The sequence below is a fragment of the Pseudokineococcus sp. 1T1Z-3 genome (genome assembly GCF_037482365.1).
In the GTDB taxonomy this organism is placed as follows: domain Bacteria; phylum Actinomycetota; class Actinomycetes; order Actinomycetales; family Quadrisphaeraceae; genus Pseudokineococcus.
Genome location: NZ_JBBHZF010000026.1, coordinates 165,406 through 189,271 on the forward strand (window position 1 = coordinate 165,406; position 23,866 = coordinate 189,271).

Annotated in this window: 20 protein-coding genes; 14 read left to right on the forward strand and 6 right to left on the reverse strand. The window is 75.8% G+C overall.

The genetic code is table 11. From position 1 onward, the window contains the following. Nucleotides 1-95: 95 nt before the first annotated feature. Nucleotides 96-989, reverse strand: a complete 894-nt coding sequence (locus tag WDV86_RS12845; protein ID WP_339568030.1) for a DUF3097 domain-containing protein — start codon at nt 987-989, stop codon at nt 96-98. A 149-nt stretch (nt 990-1,138) separates the two neighbouring features. On the opposite strand from WDV86_RS12845, the gene WDV86_RS12850 reads away from it, so the two are divergent. The 11 genes from WDV86_RS12850 to WDV86_RS12900 all read left to right on the forward strand — a co-directional run bounded on the left by WDV86_RS12850 (nt 1,139) and on the right by WDV86_RS12900 (nt 13,399). Continuing rightward, the gene (locus tag WDV86_RS12850) at nt 1,139-2,164 is read left to right on the forward strand and encodes a TIGR03557 family F420-dependent LLM class oxidoreductase (RefSeq protein ID WP_339568031.1); all 1,026 of its coding nucleotides are present in this window, start codon (nt 1,139-1,141) and stop codon (nt 2,162-2,164) included. 172 nt (nt 2,165-2,336) lie between these two features. Then, complete coding sequence (hrcA, locus tag WDV86_RS12855; RefSeq protein ID WP_339568032.1) at nt 2,337-3,368, forward strand: heat-inducible transcriptional repressor HrcA; 1,032 nt, start codon at nt 2,337-2,339, stop codon at nt 3,366-3,368. Nucleotides 3,369-3,451: 83 nt separating this feature from the next. Next, entirely contained in the window at nt 3,452-4,561 is a 1,110-nt protein-coding gene (dnaJ, locus tag WDV86_RS12860; RefSeq protein WP_339568033.1) for a molecular chaperone DnaJ, read from the forward strand. 154 nt (nt 4,562-4,715) lie between these two features. Continuing rightward, entirely contained in the window at nt 4,716-5,120 is a 405-nt protein-coding gene (locus WDV86_RS12865; RefSeq protein ID WP_339568034.1) for an HIT domain-containing protein, read from the forward strand. Between the two features lie 91 nt (nt 5,121-5,211). Continuing rightward, nucleotides 5,212-6,342 (forward strand): PhoH family protein, encoded by a 1,131-nt coding sequence (locus WDV86_RS12870; protein WP_339568035.1) that lies wholly within the window; start codon nt 5,212-5,214, stop codon nt 6,340-6,342. Beyond that, a complete protein-coding gene (gene ybeY / locus WDV86_RS12875) occupies nt 6,339-6,794 on the forward strand; it encodes an rRNA maturation RNase YbeY (protein ID WP_339568036.1) in 456 nt (151 codons plus the stop codon). The genes WDV86_RS12870 and ybeY overlap by 4 nt, the downstream gene beginning before the upstream one ends. Nucleotides 6,795-6,862: 68 nt before the next feature. After that, complete coding sequence (era, locus tag WDV86_RS12880) at nt 6,863-7,798, forward strand: GTPase Era (protein WP_445263081.1); 936 nt, start codon at nt 6,863-6,865, stop codon at nt 7,796-7,798. Between the two features lie 200 nt (nt 7,799-7,998). Beyond that, nucleotides 7,999-9,789: a 2-isopropylmalate synthase gene (gene leuA, locus WDV86_RS12885; RefSeq protein ID WP_339568038.1), complete on the forward strand. Its 1,791-nt coding sequence runs from the start codon at nt 7,999-8,001 to the stop codon at nt 9,787-9,789. Between the two features lie 158 nt (nt 9,790-9,947). After that, complete coding sequence (locus WDV86_RS12890; RefSeq protein WP_339568039.1) at nt 9,948-11,606, forward strand: GGDEF domain-containing protein; 1,659 nt, start codon at nt 9,948-9,950, stop codon at nt 11,604-11,606. Nucleotides 11,607-11,708: 102 nt separating this feature from the next. Next, on the forward strand, nt 11,709-12,584 hold the full coding sequence (gene recO, locus WDV86_RS12895) for a DNA repair protein RecO (RefSeq protein ID WP_339568040.1): 876 nt from the start codon (nt 11,709-11,711) through the stop codon (nt 12,582-12,584). Next, entirely contained in the window at nt 12,581-13,399 is an 819-nt protein-coding gene (locus WDV86_RS12900; RefSeq protein WP_339568041.1) for an isoprenyl transferase, read from the forward strand. Before recO ends, WDV86_RS12900 begins: the two co-directional genes overlap by 4 nt. A gap of 19 nt (nt 13,400-13,418) precedes the next feature. Here WDV86_RS12900 and WDV86_RS12905 read toward each other — a convergent pair whose 3' ends face one another. Genes WDV86_RS12905 through WDV86_RS12920 form a run of 4 tightly spaced genes read right to left on the reverse strand, consistent with a single transcriptional unit; the run spans nt 13,419 to nt 16,735 of the window. Further along, the gene (locus WDV86_RS12905) at nt 13,419-13,838 is read right to left on the reverse strand and encodes a Fur family transcriptional regulator (RefSeq protein ID WP_339568042.1); all 420 of its coding nucleotides are present in this window, start codon (nt 13,836-13,838) and stop codon (nt 13,419-13,421) included. Further along, a complete protein-coding gene (locus WDV86_RS12910) occupies nt 13,835-14,806 on the reverse strand; it encodes a metal ABC transporter permease (RefSeq protein WP_339568043.1) in 972 nt (323 codons plus the stop codon). Before WDV86_RS12910 ends, WDV86_RS12905 begins: the two co-directional genes overlap by 4 nt. Further along, nucleotides 14,799-15,671, reverse strand: a complete 873-nt coding sequence (locus tag WDV86_RS12915; protein WP_339568044.1) for a metal ABC transporter ATP-binding protein — start codon at nt 15,669-15,671, stop codon at nt 14,799-14,801. Before WDV86_RS12915 ends, WDV86_RS12910 begins: the two co-directional genes overlap by 8 nt. Beyond that, nucleotides 15,668-16,735, reverse strand: a complete 1,068-nt coding sequence (locus WDV86_RS12920) for a metal ABC transporter substrate-binding protein (RefSeq protein ID WP_339568045.1) — start codon at nt 16,733-16,735, stop codon at nt 15,668-15,670. Before WDV86_RS12920 ends, WDV86_RS12915 begins: the two co-directional genes overlap by 4 nt. A 198-nt stretch (nt 16,736-16,933) precedes the next feature. Here WDV86_RS12920 and WDV86_RS12925 point away from each other — a divergent pair, with 198 nt between their 5' ends. Beyond that, a complete protein-coding gene (locus WDV86_RS12925; RefSeq protein WP_339568046.1) occupies nt 16,934-18,316 on the forward strand; it encodes a glycine--tRNA ligase in 1,383 nt (460 codons plus the stop codon). A gap of 63 nt (nt 18,317-18,379) precedes the next feature. On the opposite strand, the gene WDV86_RS12930 is transcribed toward WDV86_RS12925, so the two are convergent. Further along, complete coding sequence (locus WDV86_RS12930) at nt 18,380-21,070, reverse strand: M14 family zinc carboxypeptidase (RefSeq protein ID WP_339568047.1); 2,691 nt, start codon at nt 21,068-21,070, stop codon at nt 18,380-18,382. A 175-nt stretch (nt 21,071-21,245) separates the two neighbouring features. Between WDV86_RS12930 and dusB the strand changes: the two genes are divergently transcribed. After that, nucleotides 21,246-22,523 (forward strand): tRNA dihydrouridine synthase DusB, encoded by a 1,278-nt coding sequence (gene dusB / locus WDV86_RS12935; RefSeq protein ID WP_339568048.1) that lies wholly within the window; start codon nt 21,246-21,248, stop codon nt 22,521-22,523. Continuing rightward, nucleotides 22,520-23,863, forward strand: coding sequence for a deoxyguanosinetriphosphate triphosphohydrolase (locus WDV86_RS12940; RefSeq protein ID WP_339568049.1), 1,344 nt, complete (start codon nt 22,520-22,522; stop codon nt 23,861-23,863). Before dusB ends, WDV86_RS12940 begins: the two co-directional genes overlap by 4 nt. Nucleotides 23,864-23,866 lie beyond the last annotated feature (3 nt).

The following is a 23,866-nucleotide window of genomic DNA, read 5'->3' on the forward strand; positions in this document are numbered from 1 at the left end:
CTCGGCCGCTCAGGTCGAGCCTACGGCCGGCCGAGCGCCCGGCTCCAGACGAGAAGGCCCTCCTCCGGCGTCCGGGTCTGCCGGGGTGGACGCGGTCAGGTGCCGGGCTCGGTGACGAAGTCGACGAGCTCCTCGACCCGCCCGGACAGCGAGGGCTCGAGGTCGGCGATGGTCGTCACCGCGCCGAGGATGCGCCGCCACCCGAGGGCGACGTCGCGCTGGTCGGCGTGCGGCCAGCCCAGCGCGGCCAGGACGCCGTGCTTCCACGACTGGCCTCTCGGCACCTCCGGCCAGGCCGGCAGGTCGAGGGCCCGGGGTCGCACGGCCGCCCAGACGTCGACGTAGGGGTGCCCGACGACGTGCACGAGCCCCCGCCAGCGCGGGTCCGCGCGGACGGCGTCGACGATGCGCGACTCCTTGGTCCCGGGCACGAGGTGGTCCACGAGGACGCCGACCCGCCGGCCGGGGGCGGGCCCGAAGGCGGCCAGCGCCCCGCCGAGGTCGTCGACGCCGTCGAGGGCCTCGACGACGACGCCCTCGACCCGCAGGTCGTCACCCCAGACCTTCTCGACCAGCTCGGCGTCGTGGCGGCCCTCGACCCAGATCCGGCTGCCCCGCGCCACCCGTGCCCGCCCCCCCAGGACGGCGCGGGAGCCGCTGGCCGTCCGTCCCGGCGCCGGGCCGGACGTGGGGCCCGCCGCCGGGGTCGAGGGGGCGGGCGGCACGAGCCGCACGGGACGCCCGTCGACGAGGAAGCCGGGGCCGAGCGGGAAGGCGCGGACCTGGCGGCGCCGGTCCTCCAGGTGGACCACGCGCGTGCCCCCGGCCTTCTCCACCCGGACGACGGCACCGACCCAGCCGGTCTCGGCCTCCTCGACCACGAGACCGGTCTCGGCCCGCAGGTCGACCGAGCGCCCATGGGGCGGGCGGCGCCAGTCGCCCGCCAGGACGTCGCCGCCGTAGCGGCCCGGCGGCGTGGTGGGGCTCATGGCGCGGACGCTAGCCGCCCCCCTCGGCCCGCCCCGGACGGCACGCGGGGTGACCCTCGCCGCGCAGCCTGCTCCCGCCGCTCCTAGCGTCGTCGCCGCACCATCCCGCCCCCGGCGGCACCAGCGGCCGTCACCGCGAGAGGACCCCCATGCAGATCGGCTACAAGCTCGCGACCGAGGCGTTCGACCCCAAGGAGGTCGTGCGCCAGGCCGTCGAGGCCGAGCGCGCCGGCTTCGACTTCGTGGAGATGAGCGACCACTTCCACCCGTGGCTGGAGACGCAGGGCCACAGCGGCTTCACCTGGGCGCTGCTCGCGAACATCGCGGCCAGGACCGACTCCCTCGGCCTCGCGACGGGCGTCACGTGCCCGACCGTCCGCTACCACCCGGCCGTCATCGCCCAGGCCGCCGCGACGCTCCAGATCATCTCCGACGGGCGGTTCACGCTCGGGGTCGGCGCCGGGGAGCGGCTCAACGAGCACGTCGTGGGCACCCGGCACTTCCCGGGCATCCGGCAGCGGCACGAGCTCTTCCGCGAGTCCCTGGAGATCATCCGGCTGCTCTGGCAGGGCGGCTACCGCTCCTACGAGGGCAAGCACCTGCAGCTGGAGGACGCCCGGGTCTTCGACCTGCCCGAGGACCTGCCCGCCATCGCCGTCGCCGCCAGCGGCCCGGCGTCGGCGCGCATCGCGGCCGAGCTCGGTGACGGGCTCTTCGCCACCGAGCCCAAGGGCGACATGGTCGCGACCTGGAAGCGGCTCGGCGGCAGCGGTCCCGCCTTCGCCGAGATCCCGCTCGCCTGGGCGCCGGACGCCGACACCGCCGCCGCGGCCGTGTGGGAGAAGACCCGGTGGGCGCTGACCGGGTGGAAGGTGATGTCCGAGCTGCCCAACCCGGTGAACTTCGACGCGGCGACCCAGAGCGTCACGACGGAGCAGATCAAGGCCCAGTTCGCCTGCGGCCCCGACGTCGCCCGCCACCTCGAGGTGGCCCAGCAGTTCGTGGACGCCGGCTTCGACCACGTGGTCACGATGAACGCGGGCCCCGACCCGGACGGATTCTTCGACTTCTTCGCCCGCGAGCTCGCGGAGCCGCTGCGTGCGCTCACGCCCTCGCAGGACGCCGGCGGCCCGGGGCTCGCCGACCGCGTCGTCGGCGCCGTCCGCGGCGGCTGACCGCGGCCGGCCCGCCGGTGGCCGGCGGGCCGGCCCCACGGGGGCCGGCCCTCGAGGGCTGCACGGGCACCGCCCAGGACCCGACGCCCACGGGCGTAGGCTTGGCACTCACGACATCTGAGTGCCAGCTGCCCGTGCGGCCGGCCTCGCGGCGACGGGCGGAGGTGCACCGGTGAGCGACGAGCGGCGGCTCGCGGTCCTGCGCGCCATCGTCGAGGACTACGTCGCGACCCGGGAGCCGGTCGGCTCGAAGGTCCTCGTCGAGCGGCACAGCCTCGGGGTCTCGCCGGCGACGATCCGCAACGACATGGCCGTCCTGGAGGAGGAGGGCTACATCGCCCAGCCGCACACCAGTGCCGGCCGGGTGCCGACGGACAAGGGCTACCGCGCCTTCGTCGACCGCATCGCCACCGTCAAGCCGCTGTCCCCGGCCGAGCGTCGCGCCATCTCCACGCTCCTGGACGACGCCACCGACCTCGACGACGTCCTCACCCGCACCGTGCGGGCGCTCGCGCACCTGACCCGCCAGGTCGCCGTCGTGCAGTACCCCTCGCTCAGCCGGGCCACGGTGCGCCACGTCGAGCTCGTGCCCCTCGGCGGGCCGCGCATGCTGCTCGTGCTCATCACCGACTCCGGGCGCGTCGAGCAGCGCACCGTCGAGGTGACCTCGGAGGTCCCCGACGAGCTGGTCGCCCGGATGCGGGCCGCTCTGGGCGTCGCCGCCGCCGGCCGGCGCCTGTCCGACGTCGTCGCCGTGCTGCCCTCGCTGCCGGAGACCTTCGCCCCCGCCGACCGCGACGTCGTCCGGGCCGTGCTGCGTGCCCTCGAGGACTCGCTGTCGGCCGAGCGGGAGGAGCGGGTGGTGCTCGCCGGCACGGCGAACCTCGCGCGCTCGGGCCTGGACTTCCCCCAGTCCATCTCCCCGGTGCTGGAGGCGATCGAGGAGCAAGTGGTGCTCCTGCGCCTGCTGGGGGAGATGGCGGAGGACACCGGCGCCGGCACGGGCGGGGTCGCGGTGCGCATCGGCCGCGAGCTGGCGCACGAGCGGCTGACCGAGACGTCGGTCGTGACCAGCGGGTACGCCTCCGGCGGGCAGGTCGTGGCCCACCTCGGCGTGCTCGGCCCCACGAGGATGGACTACCCGACGACGATGGCCGCGGTACGTGCGGTGGCCCGCTACGTCTCCCGCATGATCGGCGGCTGAGCCGCGCCCGACCAGGCGCCGCAGCGCCGACGGACCCGCAGGGCCGGCCCCGCAGCCGGCCCCGAGAGAAGTGAGCAGACCTGGTGAGCGACCACTACGACGCCCTCGGCGTGCCCCGCGACGCCTCGCAGGAGGACATCAAGAAGGCCTACCGACGGCTGGCGCGCAAGCTGCACCCCGACGTCAACCCGGGGGCCTCGGACGAGTTCAAGACGGTGTCGGCGGCCTACGACGTCCTGTCCAACCCGGAGAAGCGCCGGGCCTACGACCGCGGCGAGCAGATGGGCGGCTTCGGCGGCGGCACCGGCGGCTTCGGCTTCAGCGACATCTTCGACACCTTCTTCGGCGGCGCCGCAGGGGCCGGCCGAGGCCCGAGCACCCGCGCCCGGCGCGGGCAGGACGCCCTCGTGCGTGTCGAGGTGCCGCTGTGGGAGGCCGTCTTCGGCGCCGACCGGAAGGTCACCGTGGACACGGCCGTGGTCTGCCCCACCTGCACGGGCTCATGCTGCGCGCCGGGCTCCTCCCCCCGCCGCTGCGACGTCTGCGGCGGTCGCGGCCAGGTGCAGCGCCAGGTCCGCAGCTTCCTCGGGCAGGTCATGACGACGACGCCGTGCCCGCAGTGCCAGGGCTTCGGGACGACGATCCCCTCGCCGTGCCCGGAGTGCGCCGGGGAGGGCCGCGTCCAGGAGCGCCGCGACCTGACGGTGCGGGTGCCGCCCGGTGTCAGCACCGGCACCCGCATCCAGCTGGCCGGCCAGAGTGAGGTCGGCCCGGCCGGCGGCCCGCCCGGGGACCTCTTCGTCGAGGTCGTCGAGAAGCCGCACGAGACCTTCACCCGCCGCGGCGACGACCTGCACTGCAGCGTCGTGGTGCCGATGACGGCGGCGGCCCTGGGCACCGAGCTCGCCGTCGACACCCTCGACGGCAGCCAGCGGGTGGACGTGCGGCCCGGCACCCAGTCCGGCGAGGTCCACACCCTGCGCGGTCTCGGCGTCGGGCACCTGCGCGGCGGCGGGCGCGGCGACCTGCTCGTGCACGTGGACGTGCAGACCCCCACCCGGCTCGACGAGCGCCAGGAGGAGCTGCTGCGCCAGCTGGCGGAGCTGCGCGGCGAGGAGGCCCCCGAGGGGCGCCTCACCAGCGCGGGCGGTGGTGTCTTCGGCCGTCTGCGCGACATCTTCTCCGGCCGCTGACGCGCGGCGGAGATCGGGACGGCGCCTGGCAGCGGGTGGTCGGGCGTCAGCACACCCGGTGGCAGGTCGCAGAGCTGGGCGCCCCGTGCACCGCCCGTCCGTCTCTCCAGCCGACCTGGCCGGCTCCACACCGAGGCGCCCTACAGTGCCCCTCATGACCCGGTCGGAGCAGCACGGCCAGCAGCCCGCCCCGGCCAGCGACCGCGCGGCGCAGGGGGGCTGCCTCTTCTGCGGCATCGTCGCGGGGGAGGTGCCCGCGGAGCTGGTCGCGAGCACCGACGACGTGGTCGCCTTCCGTGACATCGACCCGAAGGCGCCGCTGCACGTGCTCGTCGTCCCTCGTGCGCACCACCCCGACGTCGTCTCGCTCGCGGCGGCGGCCCCCGCCGTGCTCGCCGAGCTCGTGGCCGTCGGCGCCCGTGTCGCCGCCGACGGCGGCGCGACCGCCGGTGAGCACCGCCTGTTCTTCTTCACCGGCGCGAGCGTCGGGCAGACCGTCTTCCACGCGCACGGCCACGTCCTCGCCGCCCCGGGCAGCACGATGGAGGGCGACGTCTGAGCGGCCGGGTGCCCGCGGGCTACCCTGTGCGGACCCGCGTGCCGTCCGGAGGCGCGCCTGCCCGCGAGGAGCCAGGGCGCCCAGCCCGCCCATGTCGCCGCCTCCCCTGACGCCGTCCCACCGGGTCTCGCCCGACCAGCCCTCCTCCCGACCGTCGGCAGCAGCGGCGGGCACGCCCCGGGCCACCGACCGCACGCGCCACACCGTCGTCGTGCCGCCGGAGGTGCCCATGCCGGCGCTGCTGGGCAGCGGTGACGCCGTGCTCCGGCTCGTCGAGCGGCTGTTCCCCGACCTCGACGTGCACGTCCGGGGGGACCAGGTCACGGCCACCGGCCCGGCCGCCGAGGTCGCGCTCCTGGAGCGCCTGGTGGACGAGCTGTCGGCCGTCGTCCTCGCGGGGGAGGTCCTGACCCCCGACGCCGTCGAGCGATCCGTCGCGATGCTGCGCCAGGCCACGAGCGTCCGCCCCGCCGACGTCCTCACCCTCGACGTCCTCTCCTCGCGGGGACGCACCATCCGCCCCAAGACGCTGGGGCAGAAGCGGTACGTGGAGGCCATCGAGGCGGAGACGGTCGTCTTCGGCATCGGCCCGGCGGGCACGGGCAAGACCTACCTCGCGATGGCCAAGGCCGTGCAGGCGCTGCAGACCAAGCAGGTCTCGCGCATCGTCCTGACCCGACCGGCCGTCGAGGCGGGGGAGCGGCTGGGCTTCCTGCCGGGGACGCTCACCGAGAAGATCGACCCCTACCTGCGGCCGCTGTACGACGCGCTGGGGGACATGCTCGACCCCGAGCAGGTGCCCCGGCTGCTGGCGGCCGGGACCATCGAGGTCGCGCCGCTGGCGTACATGCGCGGCCGGACGCTCAACGACGCCTTCATCATCCTCGACGAGGCGCAGAACACCTCCGCCGAGCAGATGAAGATGTTCCTCACCCGGCTCGGCTTCGGCTCGACCATGGTCATCACCGGTGACGTCACGCAGGTCGACCTGCCCAGCGGGACGCAGTCGGGCCTGCGGGTCGTCCAGGAGGTCCTCGACGGGGTCGACGGCGTCGCCTTCGCCCACCTGGACGCCGGGGACGTCGTGCGGCACAAGCTCGTCGCCGACATCGTCGAGGCCTACGGCCGCTGGGACGCCGCCCACGCCGCGCCCGCGCCCGCCGGCCAGCAGCGCGACCCGCGGCGGCCGCCCGCCCGGCCCGCCGCCGGGGGTGGCGCGTGAGCGTCGAGGTCGCCAACGAGAGCTCGCACGACGTCGCCGAGCGCGAGCTCTGCTCCCTCGCGCGCCACGTGCTCGACGCCCTCCACGTGCACGCGCAGGCCGAGCTGTCGGTCCTGCTCGTCGAGGAGGCGGCCATGGCCGCCCTGCACGAGCAGCACATGGGCGAGGAGGGGCCGACCGACGTCCTGTCCTTCCCCATGGACGAGCTCCGGCCGGGCACGGAGGACCGTCCGAGCCCGCCCGGGCTGCTCGGCGACGTCGTCCTGTGCCCCGACGTCGCGGCCCGCCAGGCCCGCGCCGCCGGGCACTCCACGGCCGACGAGCTGCTGCTGCTGACCACCCACGGCGTGCTGCACCTGCTCGGCTACGACCACGCCGAGCCGGAGGAGGAGCGGGCCATGTTCGCCCTCCAGCGCCAGCTGCTCCTGGAGTACCTCGGGACGCGGCGGTGAGCCCTCACAGCTCCCCGCTCGACGAGGACGACGTCCCCCCGCCGGGCGTCCCCGCGTCCGCGCTGGCCATGCCGGACGTCCCCGCGGGCTACCGCAGCGGCTTCGCCTGCTTCGTCGGGCGGCCCAACGCGGGCAAGTCGACGTTGACCAACGCCCTCGTGGGGCAGAAGGTCGCCATCACCTCGAGCCGTCCGCAGACGACACGCCACACCGTCCGCGGGGTGCTGCACCGCCCGCAGGCCCAGCTCGTGCTCGTCGACACCCCCGGGCTGCACCGGCCGCGCACGCTGCTGGGGCAGCGGCTCAACGACCTCGTCCTCGCGACCCTGGCCGAGGTCGACGTCATCGGCTTCTGCGTGCCCGCCGACCAGCCCGTCGGCCCGGGCGACCGGTGGATCACCGAGCAGCTGGCCCCGCTCGCGCAGGGCCGGCGCGCCGTCCCCGTCGTCGCGCTCGTGACCAAGACCGACCTCGTGCCCCGCGACCGCCTCGCGCGCCAGCTCGTCGAGGTCGCCGAGCTCGGGCCGTGGGCCGACGTCGTGCCCGTCTCGGCGACGGGCGGCCAGCAGGTCGACGTGGTGGAGGAGGTGCTGCTCGGGCACCTGCCGGAGGGGCCGCCGATGTACCCCGGTGGCGAGCTGACCGACGAGCCGGAGGCCGTCATGGTCGCCGAGCTCGTCCGCGAGGCCGCCCTGGAGGGCGTGCGCGACGAGCTGCCGCACAGCCTGGCCGTCGTCGTCGACGAGATGCTGCCGCGCGAGGACGAGCACGGCGAGCCCCGCGCCGACGGCATGGTCGAGGTCCGCGTGCACCTCTTCGTCGAGCGGGAGTCCCAGAAGGGCATCGTCATCGGGCGGCGCGGCGCCCGGCTCAAGGAGGTCGGCACGCAGGCGAGGGCGGGCGTCGAGGCCCTGCTCGGCGTCCCCGTCTGGCTCGACCTGCGCGTCAAGGTCGCCAAGGACTGGCAGCGCGACCCCCGGCAGCTGGCGCGGCTGGGCTTCTGAGGCCTCGGGGTCGACGGACTGCCGGGTCGCGGCGCCGGCGGGGGTAGGGTGCCCTCGTGCGCGTGAGCCTCCTCCTCGGCTGCCGCGGCGAGGGCCAGTAGCAGCCACCGGCCCCCTCGTCGCGGAGTCTGCTGTGCCGCCGGTGACGACGCCCGACCGGCTCCGGCCGGGGGCCCCGCTCACCACCTGACGAGGACGAGATGACCGACCCGCGCCCCAGCTCCTACCGCACCTCGACGCAGAAGCCCTCGGGCATGCCGGTGCACCGCTACCGCCCCTTCTCCGAGCAGGTCCGCGTCGAGCTCCCCGACCGGACCTGGCCGGCCAGGCAGCAGACCAGCGCGCCCCGCTGGTGCGCCGTCGACCTGCGGGACGGCAACCAGGCCCTCATCGACCCGATGAGCCCGGCCCGCAAGCTGCGGATGTTCCAGCTGCTCGTCGACATGGGCTACAAGGAGATCGAGGTCGGCTTCCCCTCGGCGAGCCAGACCGACTTCGACTTCGTCCGCCAGCTCGTCGACGGCGGCCTCATCCCGGACGACGTCACGATCCAGGTGCTCACCCAGGCGCGGGACCACCTCATCCACCGCACCTACGAGGCCATCGCCGGGGCCCCGCGGGCGATCGTCCACCTCTACAACTCCACGTCCGTGCTGCAGCGCGAGGTCGTCTTCGGCCTCGACGAGGACGGCGTCCTCGACATCGCCCTGCAGGGGGCGCGGCTGTGCCGCAAGCTCGAGGAGACGGTCCCCGAGACCGAGATCACCTACGAGTACTCCCCGGAGTCCTTCACCGGCACCGAGCTGGAGTACGCGGCGCGGGTCTGCAACGAGGTGCTGGAGGTCTTCGGGGCCTCGGCGCTGCGGCCGGTCATCATCAACCTGCCCGCGACGGTCGAGATGGCCTCGCCCAACGTCTACGCCGACGCCGTCGAGTGGATGGGCCGCCACCTCGTGCCGCGCGACGGCGTCGTGCTGTCCCTGCACCCGCACAACGACCGCGGCACCGCCGTCGCCGCCGCCGAGCTGGGCCTGCTGGCCGGCGCCGACCGGGTCGAGGGCTGCCTGTTCGGCAACGGCGAGCGGACGGGCAACGTCTGCCTCGTCACGCTGGCGATGAACCTCGTCACGCAGGGCGTCGACGCGATGGTCGACCTGTCCGACGTCGACGAGGTGCGCCGCACGGTCGAGTACTGCAACCAGCTCCCGGTCCCCGAGCGTCACCCCTACGGCGGCGACCTCGTGTACACGGCCTTCTCCGGCTCCCACCAGGACGCCATCAAGAAGGGCCTCGAGGCCATGGACCGCCGGGCGGCCGCGCAGGGGCGGGGCGTCGACGAGATCACCTGGGCGGTGCCGTACCTGCCGGTGGACCCCAAGGACGTCGGGCGCACGTACGAGGCGGTCGTGCGCGTCAACAGCCAGTCCGGCAAGGGCGGCGTGGCCTACCTCATGAAGAGCGAGCACCACCTCGACCTGCCGAGGCGCCTGCAGGTCGAGCTGTCCGCCGTCGTGCAGGCGCGCACCGACGAGGTCGGCGGCGAGGTCGACGCCGCGACCCTCTGGAGCATCTTCGAGGACGCCTACCTGCCGGCCCCGGACCCCGAGAGGGCGTGGGGCCGCTTCGCCCTCACCGCCCTGCGCCAGAGCAGCGAGGCCGACGGCGCCGCCCGCCTCGAGGTCGACATCACCGACGGCGGCGAGCCCCGGGTGCTGCGAGGGCTCGGCAACGGCCCGATCGACGCGCTCGTCGAGGCCCTGCGGGCCGAGGGCGTCGGGGTGCGGGTCCTCGACTACGTCGAGCACGCGCTGTCCGAGGGCGGGGACGCGCGCGCCGCCGCCTTCGTCGAGTGCGAGGTCTCCGACCCGGTGCACGGGGACCGGGTGCTCTGGGGGGTCGGCATCGACCCGAACACCGTGGTGGCGTCGCTGCGTGCGGTCCTGTCGGCCGTCAACCGGGCCGCGCCACCGACCTCTGCTCTCCCTGGGTGACGGGCACGACTCTCCGTCGTAGATTGGACCCGCAGAGCGGCGCCGTCCCTCCGGCGACGACGCCCCTACAGTGACGCTGGGCCCGCCCGGACCCGCCCCGACGACGGGGCGACGACCAGCCAGGCGGCGGCCCCTCGGGACACCACTTCGGGGGTGAGATGGGCGAGCTGGAGCCGGTGCACGCCTTCGGCCCGATGGACCCGCTGTGCGACCGGGCGCACCGCTACTACGTCGACGGCGACCCCGCTGCGGCCGTCGACGTCTGCGACCAGCTGCTGGCGCTCGTCCGGGCGGTCGGCGACGTCGCCTCCGAGCGCTTCCTCTGCTACTCCCGGGGGATCTCGCTGCGCGAGCTCGGCCGGTACGTCGAGGTGGTCGAGCAGAGCCAGGAGCTCCTGGACCTCGCCGGCGGGGACCCGCTGTGGCGAGCCAAGGCGCTGGCGCTGCTCGCCGAGGCCAGCACCGTGCTCGGCCGGACCTCGCTCGCCCTGGACCTGGTGGCCGAGGGCCTCGACCTCGTCGACGGCGGCGTCGACGGCTACAACCGGATGTCGGCGCTCATGGCGCTCGGCGTCACCCTCGAGGCGCTCGACCTGCACGAGGCGGCCGAGCAGGTGCTCGCCGGTCTCGTGGACCCCCGCGACCCGCACCGGACGACGGCCGTCGAGGAGGCGTGCGCGGTCCGCGCGGCCTGGGGCGGGCTCGCCGCGCTGCTCGGCGAGCAGGGCGAGGTCGAGCGCCACCAGCGCGTCGTCGCCGAGCGAGCCCTCGCGATGCGCCGGGCAGCAGCAGAGGTGGGCGACGTCGCCGCGACGGTCCGGGCCGACGTCTACTGCTCGCTGGCGCTGCAGGAGCTCGGGGCCGACGACGCGGCCTGGGCGCTCGTGGGCGACCCGAGCCTGCTCGAGCACCTGAGCCCCGCCGGCACGGACCGCCTGGTGGCCCTCGTCGTGCGGGGGCGCCACCAGCTCGCCGCGGGAGACCTGGTCGCCGCCCGCCTCAGCCTGGAGCTGGCGGAGCGCCTCGGTCGGCGCAGCCGGCGCGACGTCTGGCGCTGGGTGGCCGTGGACGCCCTCGTCGACGTCGACGTCGCCGAGCACGGCGACCACCCGGCCGTCGGCCGGGGCCGCGAGCACGCCCGGGCGCTGCTGCGCCGGCTTCAGCGTGACAGCGCCGGGCGGACGGCGGAGCTGGAGTCGCGCCGCCAGGTCCGCCGGCTCCTCGACGAGCGTGACGGCGTCCACCGCACCGCGCTCACCGACGCCCTCACCGGTCTCGGCAACCGTCGCGCCCTCGTCGCGGCGCTCGAGGCCGCACCCGCCGAGCTCGGCGTCGTCTTCGTCGACGTCGACCACTTCAAGGAGGTCAACGACCGGTTCTCCCACGAGGTCGGCGACCTCGTGCTCGTGCGTCTCGCGGGCCTGCTGACCTCGGCCTGCCGTGCCTCCGAGCTCGTCGTCCGCTACGGGGGCGACGAGTTCGTCGTCCTCGTCGCCGGGGACCCCACGGTGGCCACGAGCATCGCCCAGCGCGTGCTCGAGGCCGTCCGCGCCGAGGACTGGCAGGGGATCTGCGCCGGCCTCGCCGTCACGGTCTCGGTGGGGGTGGAGCCCGGCTCGAGCGTCGGCTCGGCGCTGGCGTCGGCCGACGCCGCGCTGTACGCCGCCAAGCACGCCGGTCGGGACCGGGTGGTGCTCGGCGTCAGCCGGGACGACCTGCCGCCTCCGCGCGAGGCGTCCCTGCCCGAGCCCCGCGGCGGCGGGCTGGAGGAGCCAGCCCCGGTCGTGGTCGCGCCCCTCGTGCCCGGCGGCGGCTGAGGGCGACGCCTGCGGCGACGGCGGGAGGCCGCGCACCGGTGCGCCGGCGCGCGGCCGCGGGGCCTGACCCGACCCGACGTCGCAGGCGGCCACACTGGGGGCGTGAAGCTCTACCGCGACGAGGCGCTCGTCCTGCGCACGCAGAAGATCGGTGAGGCCGACCGCGTCATCACGCTGCTCACGCGCACCTGCGGCCGGGTCCGCGGCGTCGCCAAGGGAGTACGCCGCACCGGCAGCCGCTTCGGCGCCCGGCTGGAGCCGGGCATGCTCGTCGACGTCCAGCTGCACCAGGGGCGCAGCCTCGACGTCGTCACGCAGGTCCTCACGCTCGGCCCGTACGCGAGGTCGCTGGGGCAGGACTACCCGCGCTACACCGCCGCGACGGCGATGCTCGAGGTGGCCGAGCGGCTCACGCCCGAGGAGAGGGAGCCGGCCACCCAGCAGTTCCTCCTGCTCGTCGGGGGGCTGCGGGCCCTGGTCGGCCCGCCGCACGCGCCCGTGCGACGCCCGCCGGGGCTGGTCCTCGACGCCTTCGTCGTGCGCTCGCTCGCCGTCGCCGGCTGGGGCGCCAGCTTCGACGCCTGCGCGCGGTGCGGCGAGCCGGGGCCGCACCGGGGCTTCGCCGTCGCGGCCGGCGGCGCGGTGTGCCGCTCCTGCCGACCGCCGGGGGCGGCCGCCCCCGCGGCCGCGACGCTGCAGCTGCTCGGGGCGCTGCTGGCCGGGGCCTGGGACGTCGCCGAGGCCAGCGGCGGGCGTGAGCGGCGCGAGGCCAGCGGCCTCGTGGCCGCCTACCTGCAGTGGCACCTCGAGCGCGCCGTCCGCTCCCTGCCGCTCGTCGACCGCGGCGAGGGCGAGCAGGGGCACGACGCCGAGGCCCCGCCACCTCCTCCTGCGGCCCCAGGCGCCCGCACCCTCGAGGTCGTGACGAGCGCCCAGGCGGCCGGGGCGCAGGACGTCCGGGCCGGGAGCCCGGCGTGAGGCTGCGCCGCCGGGCCGGCGCCGCCCCGCCGCCGCCCCCGGTGGCCCCGCCGCCGCACCCGAGCGGTGCGCGCCCGCCGGAGCTGCCGCCGGAGGCCGTGCCGCGCCACGTCGCGGTCGTCATGGACGGCAACGGCCGCTGGGCCAACGCGCGCGGGCTGCCGCGCACCGCGGGTCACGAGGCCGGCGAGGCCGCGCTGCTCGACCTCGTCGCGGGCGCGCTGGAGATCGGCGTGGAGTACGTCTCGGTCTACGCCTTCTCCACGGAGAACTGGAAGCGGTCGCCCGAGGAGGTCCGCTTCCTCATGGGCTTCAACCGCGACGTGCTGCGCCGCCGCCGGGACCAGATGGCGTCCTGGGGGGTGCGGGTGCGCTGGTCCGGGCGCCGGACCCGCCTGTGGCGCAGCGTGGTCGGCGAGCTGGAGGAGGCCGAGCGGGTCACCGCGGGCTGCGACCGGCTGCAGCTGACGATGTGCGTCAACTACGGCGGCCGGGCGGAGGTGGCCGACGCCGCGCGGGCCGTCGCCCGGGAGGTGGCGGCCGGCCGGCTGGACCCCGAGCGCGTGGACGAGCGCACCCTGGCGCGGTACCTCGACGAGCCTGACCTGCCCGACGTCGACCTGTTCCTGCGGACGTCGGGGGAGCAGCGCACGTCCAACTTCCTGCTGTGGCAGTCGGCCTACGCCGAGATGGTCTTCCTCGACGTGCTGTGGCCCGACGTCGACCGTCGGACGCTGTGGGACGCCGTGCTGCTCTACTCCGGCCGCGAGCGGCGGTACGGGGGTGCGGTGGACCGCTCCGCGCCGTCGGGCTGAGGGCGGCGCGGCCGGCGGCTCAGGGCTGGTCGCGGGCCGCCGAGCAGCTCGCGCAGGTCCCGAAGACCTCGACGACGTGGTCGGGCGCGGTGAAGCCGTGCTCCGCGGCGACCTGCGCGGCCCAGGCCTCGACGTCGGGGCCCTCGACCTCGACGGTCGCGCCGCAGCTGCGGCACACGAGGTGGTGGTGGTGGGTGGGGCTGCACCGGCGGTAGATCGCCTCGCCGTCGTCGGTGCGCAGGACGTCGACCTCGTCGTCCTCGACCATGCCCTGCAGCGCGCGGTAGACCGTCGCGAGCCCGATGGGGTTGCCCTGCTCGCGCAGCGTCGCGTAGAGGTCCTGGGCGCTCTGGAAGGCGTCGCTGCTGGCCAGCGAGGCCTGGACGGCGTCACGCTGGCGGCTCGCGCGCCGGACCCGCTGCTGCGGCACGGATGTCACGCTCCTGTCCTGGTGCTCACCTCGCGGTCCGCGGTCCCTCGCCGCTGCCCGCCCGCACCCGATGATGCCGGACCGGCCGGGGCGTCGCCGCCACCGGGCCTCGGTGACCCGTCGACGCCGCCCGCGGCGCGGGCCCGCCGCCGGTGCCCGCGCGAGCGTCCGAGCCGCAGCAGGGCCGAGCCGGCCGCGGCGAGGACGAACAGGGCGATGAGCAGCAGCACGATGGTCCCGCCGGAGGGCGTGTCGGCGTACCAGGAGCCGACGACGCCGGCGAGGCTGGCGCCCACCCCGACCACCATCGCGGTGGTGGTCGTCGCGCGGAAGCTGCGGCTCAGCTGCTGGGAGACGGCGACGGGCAGGATCATCAGCGCGCTGATGAGCAGCAGGCCGACGACCCGCATCGACAGGACGACGGTGACGGCCGTGAGGACGCCGAGCAGCACGTTGAGACCTGTGACGGGCAGCCCGCTGGCGCGGGCGTGCTCCTCGTCGCTGCTGACGGCGGCCAGGCGACGTCCGAGCCCCAGCGCGGTGACGAGGACTACGACGGCGAGGACGGCGGAGACCTGCAGGTCCTCGCGCGACGTCGTCGTGATGGCGCCGAAGAGGTAGGTGTTGAGCGTCGCGGTCGAGCCGCCCTCGTCCAGGGAGATGACGACGACGCCTCCCGCGATGCCGCCGTAGAAGAGCACCGCCAGGACGACGTCGGCGGCGGTGCGGCCGTAGCGGCGCAGCAGCTCGACGGCGACCGCGGCGAGGACGGTGAGGACGAGCGCGACCTCCACCTCGGCCTGGTTCGTGACGAGGGCGACCGCCACGCCCGTGAGCGCGACGTGCCCCATGCCGTCGCCGATGAGCGACAGGCGCCGCTGGACGAGGAAGACGCCGACCGTGGGCGCGGCCAGGCCCACGAGCACCGCGGCGAGCATCGCCCGCACCATGAAGTCGTACTGCAGGACCTCAGGCACCGTGACGCTCCGGGTGGTCGTCCGCGCCGACGACGGCGGCGTGGGTCCGCGGGTGGTCCACCCAGCCGCGCGGGCCGACCCGGCCCCGGCCGTCGCGGTGGTCGTCGCGGTGGCGGTCGTCGTGGTGGCAGACCTCCTGGTGCTCGAGCGGGCTCGCCTCGGACCGGGCCAGGCGCGGGACCAGCGGCCCGTCGTAGGTGAGGCGTCCGGAGGACAGGACCAGCGCCCGGTCCACGACGTCCTCCAGCGGCCCGACCTCGTGGGTGACGACGAGGAGGGTCACGTCGTGGTCGGCGAGGTCGACGAGGGTCCGCGCGAGCGCCTGCCCGCTGGCGGCGTCGACCCCGGCGAGCGGCTCGTCGAGGACCAGCAGGTCGGGACGGGCGGCCAGCGCCCGCGCGATGAGGACGCGGCGCTGCTGGCCGCCGGAGAGCTCGTTGACGTCCTCGTCGGCGTGCTCGGCCATGTCGACGGCCTCCAGCGCCTCCCGCTCGGCGTCGCGGTCCGCCCGTCCGGCGGGCCGCCAGAACGGGCGCAGCGGCAGGCGACCGGTCGCGACCACCTCGCGGACCGTCGTCGGGACGCCGCCGCCGACCGACATCGCCTGCGGCACGTACCCGGTCCGGCGCCGGCTCGCCCGGGAGGGTGCCGGCTGGCCGTCGACCTCGACGGTGCCGCCGGTGCGCGTGACGAGGCCGAGCACCCCGCGCAGCAGCGTCGTCTTGCCCGAGCCGTTGCTGCCGAGGAGGGCGACCCGCTCGCCGCGCCGGACCTCGAGGTCGACGTCGTGCACGACGACCCGGTCGCCGTAGCCGAAGCCGGCGCCGCGCAGGCGCAGCAGCGGGGGGCCGTCGGCGGTGGTCACGAGCAGCCCTGGCCCGCGCGCAAGGTCTCCAGGTCGGCCCGCATGACGGCGGGGTAGTCCTCGCCGGGCGAGGCGTCGGTGAGGCCCTCGAGGGTGTCCAGGACGGCGGTGCCGGCGCCGGTCTCGCTCGCGACGGTCTCGGCGACCGCAGGGCTGAGCAGCGTCTCGGTGTAGATCGTCCGCACGTCGTTCGCCCGGACGAAGTCGGCGACCTCGGCGAGGCGGGCCGTCGTGGGCTCGGTGCCGCCGCCGATGCCGGTGACGCCGCGCTGGGTGAGGTCGTAGCGCTCGGCCAGGTAGCCGAAGGCCTGGTGGGCCGTCACGAGGTCCCGGCTGTCGCAGGTCGCCAGGCCGGTGGCGTACTCCTCGTCGACGGCGGCGAGCTCGGCCTGCACGTCGGCCAGGTTGGCGGCGTAGGTGTCGGCGCCGTCGGGGTCGACGTCGGTGAGGCCCTGGGCCACGACCTCGGCGACGGCCTGCATCCGCACCGGGTCGAGCCAGAAGTGCGGGTCCTCGGCCAGGGCGTGCTCGTGGCCCTCCTCGGCGTGGTCGTGCTCGTCGGCGTGGCTCTCGTCGCCGTGGTCGTGGTCGTCGGCCGCGTGGTCGTCGTCCGCGTGGTCGTGGTCGTCGCCGCCGCCGTCGTCGGTGCCCTCCGGCGCGCCGGGGGAGTCCTCGAGGTCGGCCGCGGCGGCGACGTCGACGACCGGGTCGTCCCCGCGCTGCTGCGCCGCCGCGTCGACGGCCTGCTGGAAGCCTCCGAGGGTGACGAGCAGGTCCGCGTCCAGCGCCGTCGCGACGTCCCGCGGCGCCAGCTCGAGGTCGTGCGGGTCGACGCCGGGCGTCGTCAGCGACCCCACCTCGGCGCGGTCCCCGGCGACCTGCTGGGTGAGCCACTGCAGCGGGTAGAAGCTCGCGACGACCTCGACGTCGGCGTCCGTGGCGCCACCGGCGGCCGGGGTCGAGCCCGCGCCGGTCGTGGACGAGCCGGCGTCGGCGCCGCAGCCGGCGAGGACGAGCAGGCCCGCGAGGGGCAGGGCGACGAGACGAGCCGGTCGGGCGGTCATGATGACGATTCTCACCGTTGGCCTTGGCTGCGTCAACACCGCGGGGCGAGCGGCACCGGGGGCACGCCGTCGGGCCGATACCCTCGCGGCAGACCCGACCGGCAGCCCGCCGCCGGCTGCGCCGCCCGAGCGCCGGCCGCCGCCGCGCACCGGCGGGACCACCCCGACCCGCCCTCGAGCAGCCTGGAGCGAACCAGCGTGGCCGCACCCTCCCGGATCGACACCGTCGTCAGCCTCTGCAAGCGCCGGGGTTTCGTCTTCCCCAGCGGGGAGATCTACGGCGGCACCCGCTCGGCGTGGGACTACGGACCGCTGGGCGTCGAGCTCAAGGAGAACATCAAGCGGCAGTGGTGGAAGGCGGTCGTCACCGGGCGCGACGACGTCGTCGGCCTCGACAGCTCGGTCATCCTCCCGCGCGAGACGTGGGTCGCCTCCGGCCACGTCGGCGTCTTCACCGACCCGCTGACCGAGTGCCAGTCCTGCCACCGCCGCTTCCGGGCCGACCACCTCGAGGAGGGCTTCGAGGAGAAGAAGGGCCGCCCGCCGGAGGGGCTGGCCGAGATCGCCTGCCCGAACTGCGGCACTCGCGGCGCGTGGACCGAGCCGCGGGACTTCAACATGATGCTGAGCACCTACCTCGGTGCCGTGGAGGACGAGTCCGGGCTGCACTACCTGCGCCCGGAGACGGCGCAGGGCATCTTCGTGAACTTCGCCAACGTCATGGGCTCCTCGCGCCGCAAGCCGCCCTTCGGCATCGGCCAGATCGGCAAGTCCTTCCGCAACGAGATCACTCCCGGCAACTTCATCTTCCGCACCCGCGAGTTCGAGCAGATGGAGATGGAGTTCTTCGTCGAGCCGGGCACCGACGCGGGCTGGCACCAGTACTGGATCGACGCGCGCACCGACTGGTACGTCGGGCTCGGCATCGACCGGGACAACCTGCGCCACTACGAGCACCCGGCGGAGAAGCTCTCGCACTACTCGACGCGGACCGTCGACATCGAGTACCGCTTCGGCTTCACCGGCTCGGAGTGGGGCGAGCTGGAGGGCGTCGCCAACCGCACCGACTTCGACCTCTCGACGCACTCGGAGCACTCCGGGACCGACCTGTCCTACTTCGACCAGGCCAAGGGCGAGCGTTGGACGCCGTACGTCATCGAGCCGGCGGCAGGCCTCACGCGCTCGCTCATGGCCTTCCTCGTCGACGCCTACTGCGAGGACGAGGCGCCCAACGCCAAGGGCGGCGTCGACAAGCGTGTCGTCCTGCGCCTGGACCCGCGCCTGGCGCCGGTCAAGGCCGCCGTCCTCCCGCTCTCGCGCGGGGAGGCCCTGTCCCCGAAGGCCCGTGACCTCGCGGCGCAGCTGCGCCAGCACTGGAACGTCGACTTCGACGACGCGGGCGCCATCGGGCGTCGCTACCGCCGTCAGGACGAGATCGGCACGCCGTTCTGCCTGACGGTCGACTTCGACACGCTCGAGGACCAGGCCGTGACCGTCCGCGACCGTGACGCCATGACGCAGACGCGGGTGGGGCTCGACCAGGTCGAGGGCTACCTCGCCGCCCGCCTCGTCGGGGCCTGACCCCCGGCGGTCGGCCTCCTGCCCGGCGGTGTCCGGGCAGGAGGCCGACGTCGGCCGCGGGCGTCAGCCCTGGGCGACGCCGAGGGCCCGCGCGAGGTCGTCGAGCATCCCGACGGGGTGCGCGCGGAAGGTGGGGTAGGTCCCGAAGAGCACGGCGCGCCCGCCGGCCTCGCTCTCGCCCGAGATGACCGAGGGCTGCCCGGCGGCGGCAGCCGGCCCCCCGACGCCGGCGGCGTCCAGCGGCGTCCAGTGGCCGGCGACGAGCGGGTCGTCGCCGTAGGTCTGCTCCACGACGTCGCCCTCCCCGAGGTCGGTGAAGTGGACCGGTGCGTAGCCGAAGGCGTGGTCCTCCGCGACGCCGTCGAGCAGCCCGCCCGCCGGCGTCTCGACCGCCAGCAGGCCGTTGCCCCAGCCGTTGCCCGCGACGGCCGTGGCGTCGACGTAGCCGAGCTGCTGCGCCAGCGCCGTCGCCGCCGTCCCGCGCCCGACGAGGTCGCCGCCCGCCGCCGCGAAGGCCTCCAGCTCGGCGAGGGCCTCGGCCGGCAGCGGGCCCCGGGACAGCCCGGCGCCGACCCACAGCACGTCGACGTCCTCGAGCGAGGCCTCGCCGCTGGCCAGCGTCGCCGCGCTCACCCGCAGCGGGTCCTCGTAGCCCAGCGCCTCCAGGGAGAGCAGGTCGTCGCCGCCGAGCGGCACGGAGGAGGACGTGGTGTAGGCCACCCGCAGCGGCCGGGCCAGCGGCACGCCGTCCTCGCCCGGCGTCACGTCGTCGGCCTCGGTGAAGGCGACCCCCTCGGCCCGCGAGACGGCGGCCGCGGCGGCCCGCCGGCTCTGGTCGAGGACGACCGAGCCGTCGGGCAGGACGCCCACGGGTACCTCGTCGGCGAGCAGCCGGTTGAGCGCGCGCACCTCGGCGGGGCCCGTGAGCGCGAGCCGCAGGTCGCTGCCGCGGGGCACGGACGCCGTGCCCCGGGCCTGCGTGACGGGTCGCGCCCGGACGAGGCTGCGCCCGCGCGAGGTGCGGGGCAGCTCCTGGACCGTGTCCACGTCGGCGCCCCACAGCTCGCCCAGGCTCCACGCCGAGACGTCGTACATGAAGGGCACGCGGTCGCTGATGTCGCTGCCGGGCGCGAGCAGCGCGTTCGCGAGCCCGCGCATCGGCTGCTGCATGTCGACGAGGTAGGAGCCCGGGGCGACGGTGACGCCGTCCACCTCGTGACGGCCAGGGACCCGACCCACCTCGACGCCGTGGGCGAGGAGGGTGTCGACCAGCCGCGCCGCGTTAGTCGCCGACCGCTGGTCCTCGCCGACGCGGATGACGTAGGCGTCGGGGAAGTCGGTGCGGTAGACGTCCTCGGGCCCCCACAGCTCCGCCCACTGGTCCGGGCCGGGGACCGTCGCCGGGTCGGGGTCGGCGCCCAGGGTGCGCAGGGGCTCCCCGGCGCTGCCCCGCCGGAAGATCTCCACCTGGTTGGCCAGCATGTCCGCCCGGTTCTCGAGCACGTAGTCGGTGGTCGAGGTGATGACCTGGCGGCCGATGGTGATGTTGGTGGCCACGTCGGTGCCCCGGGGCAGCTCCACGGTCGAGGTGACGGCGCCCTGGTAGGCGACGTACTGCGCCGTGAAGACGGGGGGCCAGTCGTCCCAGCCGACCGGGGTGTCGCGGTAGGGGATGGTGAAGCGGCCGGTGTTCTCCGGCGTCGGGCTGCCGTCCTCCGCCCGGTACACGTTGCCGGGGATGTCCGCCGCCGCGACGTCGGCCTCGATGCGCAGCGCCGAGGCGTAGGCGTGCGGCAGGAAGAGGTCGTAGTCGTAGTTCTCCCCGTGGGGCGGACCGCAGGGCTCGACCTGCAGGGTGCGGGTGTAGCCGTGGATGTCGCTGAAGAAGAGCGGCTGGAGGCGGTCCGCGAGCGCCCGTGTCGTGCGGGTCTCGGGTGTCGCGTTGGTGATGTGGTCGCGGTTGGCGTCGAGGTCCAGGGCGGTGCGGCGCGCCCCGGCGACGCGGCCGTCGGGGTTGTTGGACATCGTGAAGTAGAGGCGGCTGGTGGCGAGGACCTCGAGCGCCTCGGCGTCGCCGGCCTCGGCCCGGTCCACGAGGTCCTCCATCCACGCCAGGCTCGCGTCGGTGCCCTCGACCTCGTTGCCGTGGATGTTGTTGTTGAACCAGAGGGGGACCTTGTACCCGGCCGCGAAGGCCTCGTCCGCGGCAGCGGCCTCGGCGTCGTCCTTCATCGCCTGGCGCCAGGCGGTCTGCTGGGCGGTCTCGGTGGGCGTCTCCGGTGCGGTGAGCGTGACGAGGAGCTGCTCGCGGCCGAGCGTCGAGGTGCCGACGACCTCGGCGGAGACGTACGCGCTGCGGTCCATCAGGGCCTGGACGCGCGGGGCGATCTCGTCGTAGGCGAGGGCCCCGCGCGCGGCGGCGGCGTCGGCGGGCTCGTCCGGGTAGACCCGCAGCCGCGGCTGGGACGGGTAGCTGCTCGGGCCCGCCGCGAGGGCGGACCCAGCGGTCGCTCCGGGGGCGGGCGTCGCGAGCGGGCCTGCGGCCCCGGCGGCGCTGGCACGCCGCGCGGGCGCCTCGGGGGTGGCGGCCGGCAGGCCGGCCCGCAGGAAGGCGTCGGCGGACGCGGGGGCCTCGAGGGAGCGCGAGGTGCGCTCGCGGCTCTCCGTGGCGGCTGCGGCGCCCGGTGCGCAGGACAGGGCGACGGCGACGGCGACGGCGCCGAGGCCGGTGCGTCGGCAGACCTTCGGGTGCACAGGTGCTCCAGGCGGGTGAGGGGTGGGGAGGTGAGGGCGCACCGTGGCACGCGAACGCCGCTCGCGGTGCGCTCGTCGTAGATCTCCGTACCGGCCGGGTCCGGGGCTGCCTCGCCGGCCGGCGCCCCGGTGGACGGGCGCGGGGCCGCAGCGCCGGGCCTGCCACCATGGGGAGGTGACCGCCGTCCCTGCGACCGCCCCGCCGCGCCCTGTCGACGGCCCGGTCGCCGACGGGCGCCCGGAGCGGTCGTCGTCGCCCGCCGGCCCGCTGCGGATCGGGCCGCACGAGGTGCCGACGCCCGTCGTCCTCGCCCCCATGGCCGGCATCACGGGCGAGGCCTACCGGACCCTGTGCCGCGAGCAGATGGCGGCGGCCGGCGGCGAGGGCGTTTTCGTCTCGGAGATGGTGACGTCGCGGGCGCTCGTCGAGCGGACGAAGGAGTCGCTGCGCCTCGTCGCCCACGCGCCCGGGGTCCGGCTGCGCAGCACCCAGGTGTACGGCGTCGAGCCGAGGACGGTCGGCGCCGCCGTCCGCGTGCTCGTCGAGGACGACCTCGCCGACCACGTCGACCTCAACTTCGGGTGCCCCGTCGCCAAGGTCACCCGCCGCGGCGGCGGGGCGGCGCTGCCCTGGAAGAGCTCGCTGTTCGCCAGCGTCGTCCGGGAGGCCGTGCGGGCGGCGGCCCCTGCGGGTGTGCCCGTCACGGTGAAGATGCGCGTCGGCATCGACGCCGAGCACGAGACCTACCTCGACGCCGGCCGCGCCGCCGAGGCCGAGGGCGCCGCCGCCGTCGCGCTGCACGCCCGCACCGCCGAGCAGTACTACTCCGGCACCGCCGACTGGAGCCGCATCGCCCGCCTGAAGGAGGCCGTCACCTCCGTGCCCGTCCTCGGCAACGGCGACGTCTGGTCCGGCGAGGACGGCGTCCGCATGGTCGCCGAGACGGGGTGCGACGGCGTCGTCGTCGGGCGTGGGTGCCTCGGCCGGCCGTGGCTGTTCGCCGACCTCGCCGCCGCCTTCGCCGGGCGCCCCGAGCGGGTGCGCCCCACCCTCGGCGAGGTGGCCGCGATGCTGCACCGCCACGCCGTCCTGCTCGCCGCCGAGCACGGCGCCGGCGTCGGCCAGCCGCTCTCCGACGTCACCGACGTCGACGAGGACCGTGCCTGCCGGGAGATCCGCAAGCACGTCGCCTGGTACCTCAAGGGCTTCCCCGTCGGCTCGTCCGTGCGGCAGCGGCTCGCGCTCGTGCCCAGCCTGGACGCCCTCGCCGAGGTGCTCGCCGAGCTGGACCCCGACGCGCCGTGGCCCGGGGACGACGCCGAGGGCCCCCGGGGGCGCACCGCCGCCACCAAGCGCGTGGCGCTGCCGCACCAGTGGCTCGACAGCCGGGAGCTGACGGGCGAGGCGGCCCGGATGGTCGCCGACGCCGAGGCGTCGGTCTCGGGCGGGTGAGCGTGCGCGACGCCGAGGACACCCCTGCGGGCCGCGCGCCGGGCCGTCCTCCTGCCCCCGCCGGCTGGGTGCGCCAGGACGACGCGCGCGTCCCCGGCTACTCCGAGCACGCCCGCGCCCGGCACGTGCCCGAGGCGCCCAAGAGCGCGGCGCGCGGTGACTTCGCCCGCGACCGCGCCCGGGTGCTGCACTCCTCGGCGCTGCGCCGTCTCGGCGGCAAGACCCAGGTCGTCGGCCCCGGCAGCGACGACTTCGTCCGCACCCGGCTGACCCACAGCCTCGAGGTCGCCCAGGTGGGGCGCGAGCTCGCCTCCTCCTTCGGCTGCGACCCCGACGTCGTCGAGACCGCCTGCCTCGCGCACGACCTCGGCCACCCGCCGTTCGGGCACAACGGGGAGCGGGCGCTCGCCGAGGCCGCCGCGGGCATCGGCGGCTTCGAGGGCAACGCCCAGACCCTGCGGCTGCTCACCCGGCTGGAGCCGAAGGTCGTCGACCTCCGCACCGGTCGCAGCGGCGGGCTCAACCTGACCCGCGCGAGCCTCGACGCCGTCGTGAAGTACCCCTGGCACGCCGGCCAGGCGCCGGGGGACCCGGCCGGTCCGGCGGCGGGCAAGTACGGCGTCTACGGCGGCCCGGACGGCGACGACGAGGTCTTCACCTGGTTGCGCGAGGACGCGCCGGCCCGGCGGCGCTGCCTGGAGGCGCAGGTGATGGACCTCGCCGACGACATCGCCTACAGCGTCCACGACGTCGAGGACGCCGTCGTCGCGGGTCGGCTGGACCTGGGCGTCGTCGCCGACCCCGGTCAGCGCGCGCTCGTCGCCCAGGTCGTCGCGCGCTGGCACGGCGTCGAGGCCGCCTCGGTCGAGGAGGGCCTGCTGCGGCTCGCGGCCTCCCCGGAGTGGGTGGGCCGCACGGCGCTGGACCGCGCCGCGCTCGCCGCGCTCAAGGACATGACGAGCCAGCTCGTCGGGCGGTTCGTCGACGCGGCACGCCGGGCGACGCACGCCGCGCACGGGCGCCTGCCGCTCGTGCGCTACGACGCCGACGTCGTCGTCCCGGAGGAGACCCTCGCCGAGATCGCGGCCCTCAAGGGCCTCTCGGCGCTGTTCGTCGTCGAGGCCGGGGACCGCCAGCCCGTGTACGTCCACCAGCGCGAGCTCCTCGCCGAGCTCGTCGACGCCCTCTGCTCCCGCGGCCCCGAGGTCTTCGAGCCGGCCTACGCCGCCGACCTCGCCGCCGCGGACGGCGACGACGCCCGCCTGCGCGTCGTCGTCGACCAGGTCGCCGCGCTCACCGACGTCAGCGCCGCCGCCTGGCACGAGCGTCTCGTGCGCTGAGCC

Bases quoted from the DNA above. Each gene is read 5' to 3' on its own strand.
- WDV86_RS12845 (WP_339568030.1), bottom strand. From the start codon at position 989: ATGAGCCCCACCACGCCGCCGGGCCGCTACGGCGGCGACGTCCTGGCG.
- WDV86_RS12865 (WP_339568034.1), top strand. From the start codon at position 4,716: ATGACCCGGTCGGAGCAGCACGGCCAGCAGCCCGCCCCGGCCAGCGAC.
- WDV86_RS12850 (WP_339568031.1), top strand. From the start codon at position 1,139: ATGCAGATCGGCTACAAGCTCGCGACCGAGGCGTTCGACCCCAAGGAG.
- WDV86_RS12870 (WP_339568035.1), top strand. From the start codon at position 5,212: ATGTCGCCGCCTCCCCTGACGCCGTCCCACCGGGTCTCGCCCGACCAG.
- era (WP_445263081.1), top strand. From the start codon at position 6,863: ATGCCGGACGTCCCCGCGGGCTACCGCAGCGGCTTCGCCTGCTTCGTC.
- WDV86_RS12920 (WP_339568045.1), bottom strand. From the start codon at position 16,735: ATGACCGCCCGACCGGCTCGTCTCGTCGCCCTGCCCCTCGCGGGCCTG.
- leuA (WP_339568038.1), top strand. From the start codon at position 7,999: ATGACCGACCCGCGCCCCAGCTCCTACCGCACCTCGACGCAGAAGCCC.
- WDV86_RS12890 (WP_339568039.1), top strand. From the start codon at position 9,948: ATGGGCGAGCTGGAGCCGGTGCACGCCTTCGGCCCGATGGACCCGCTG.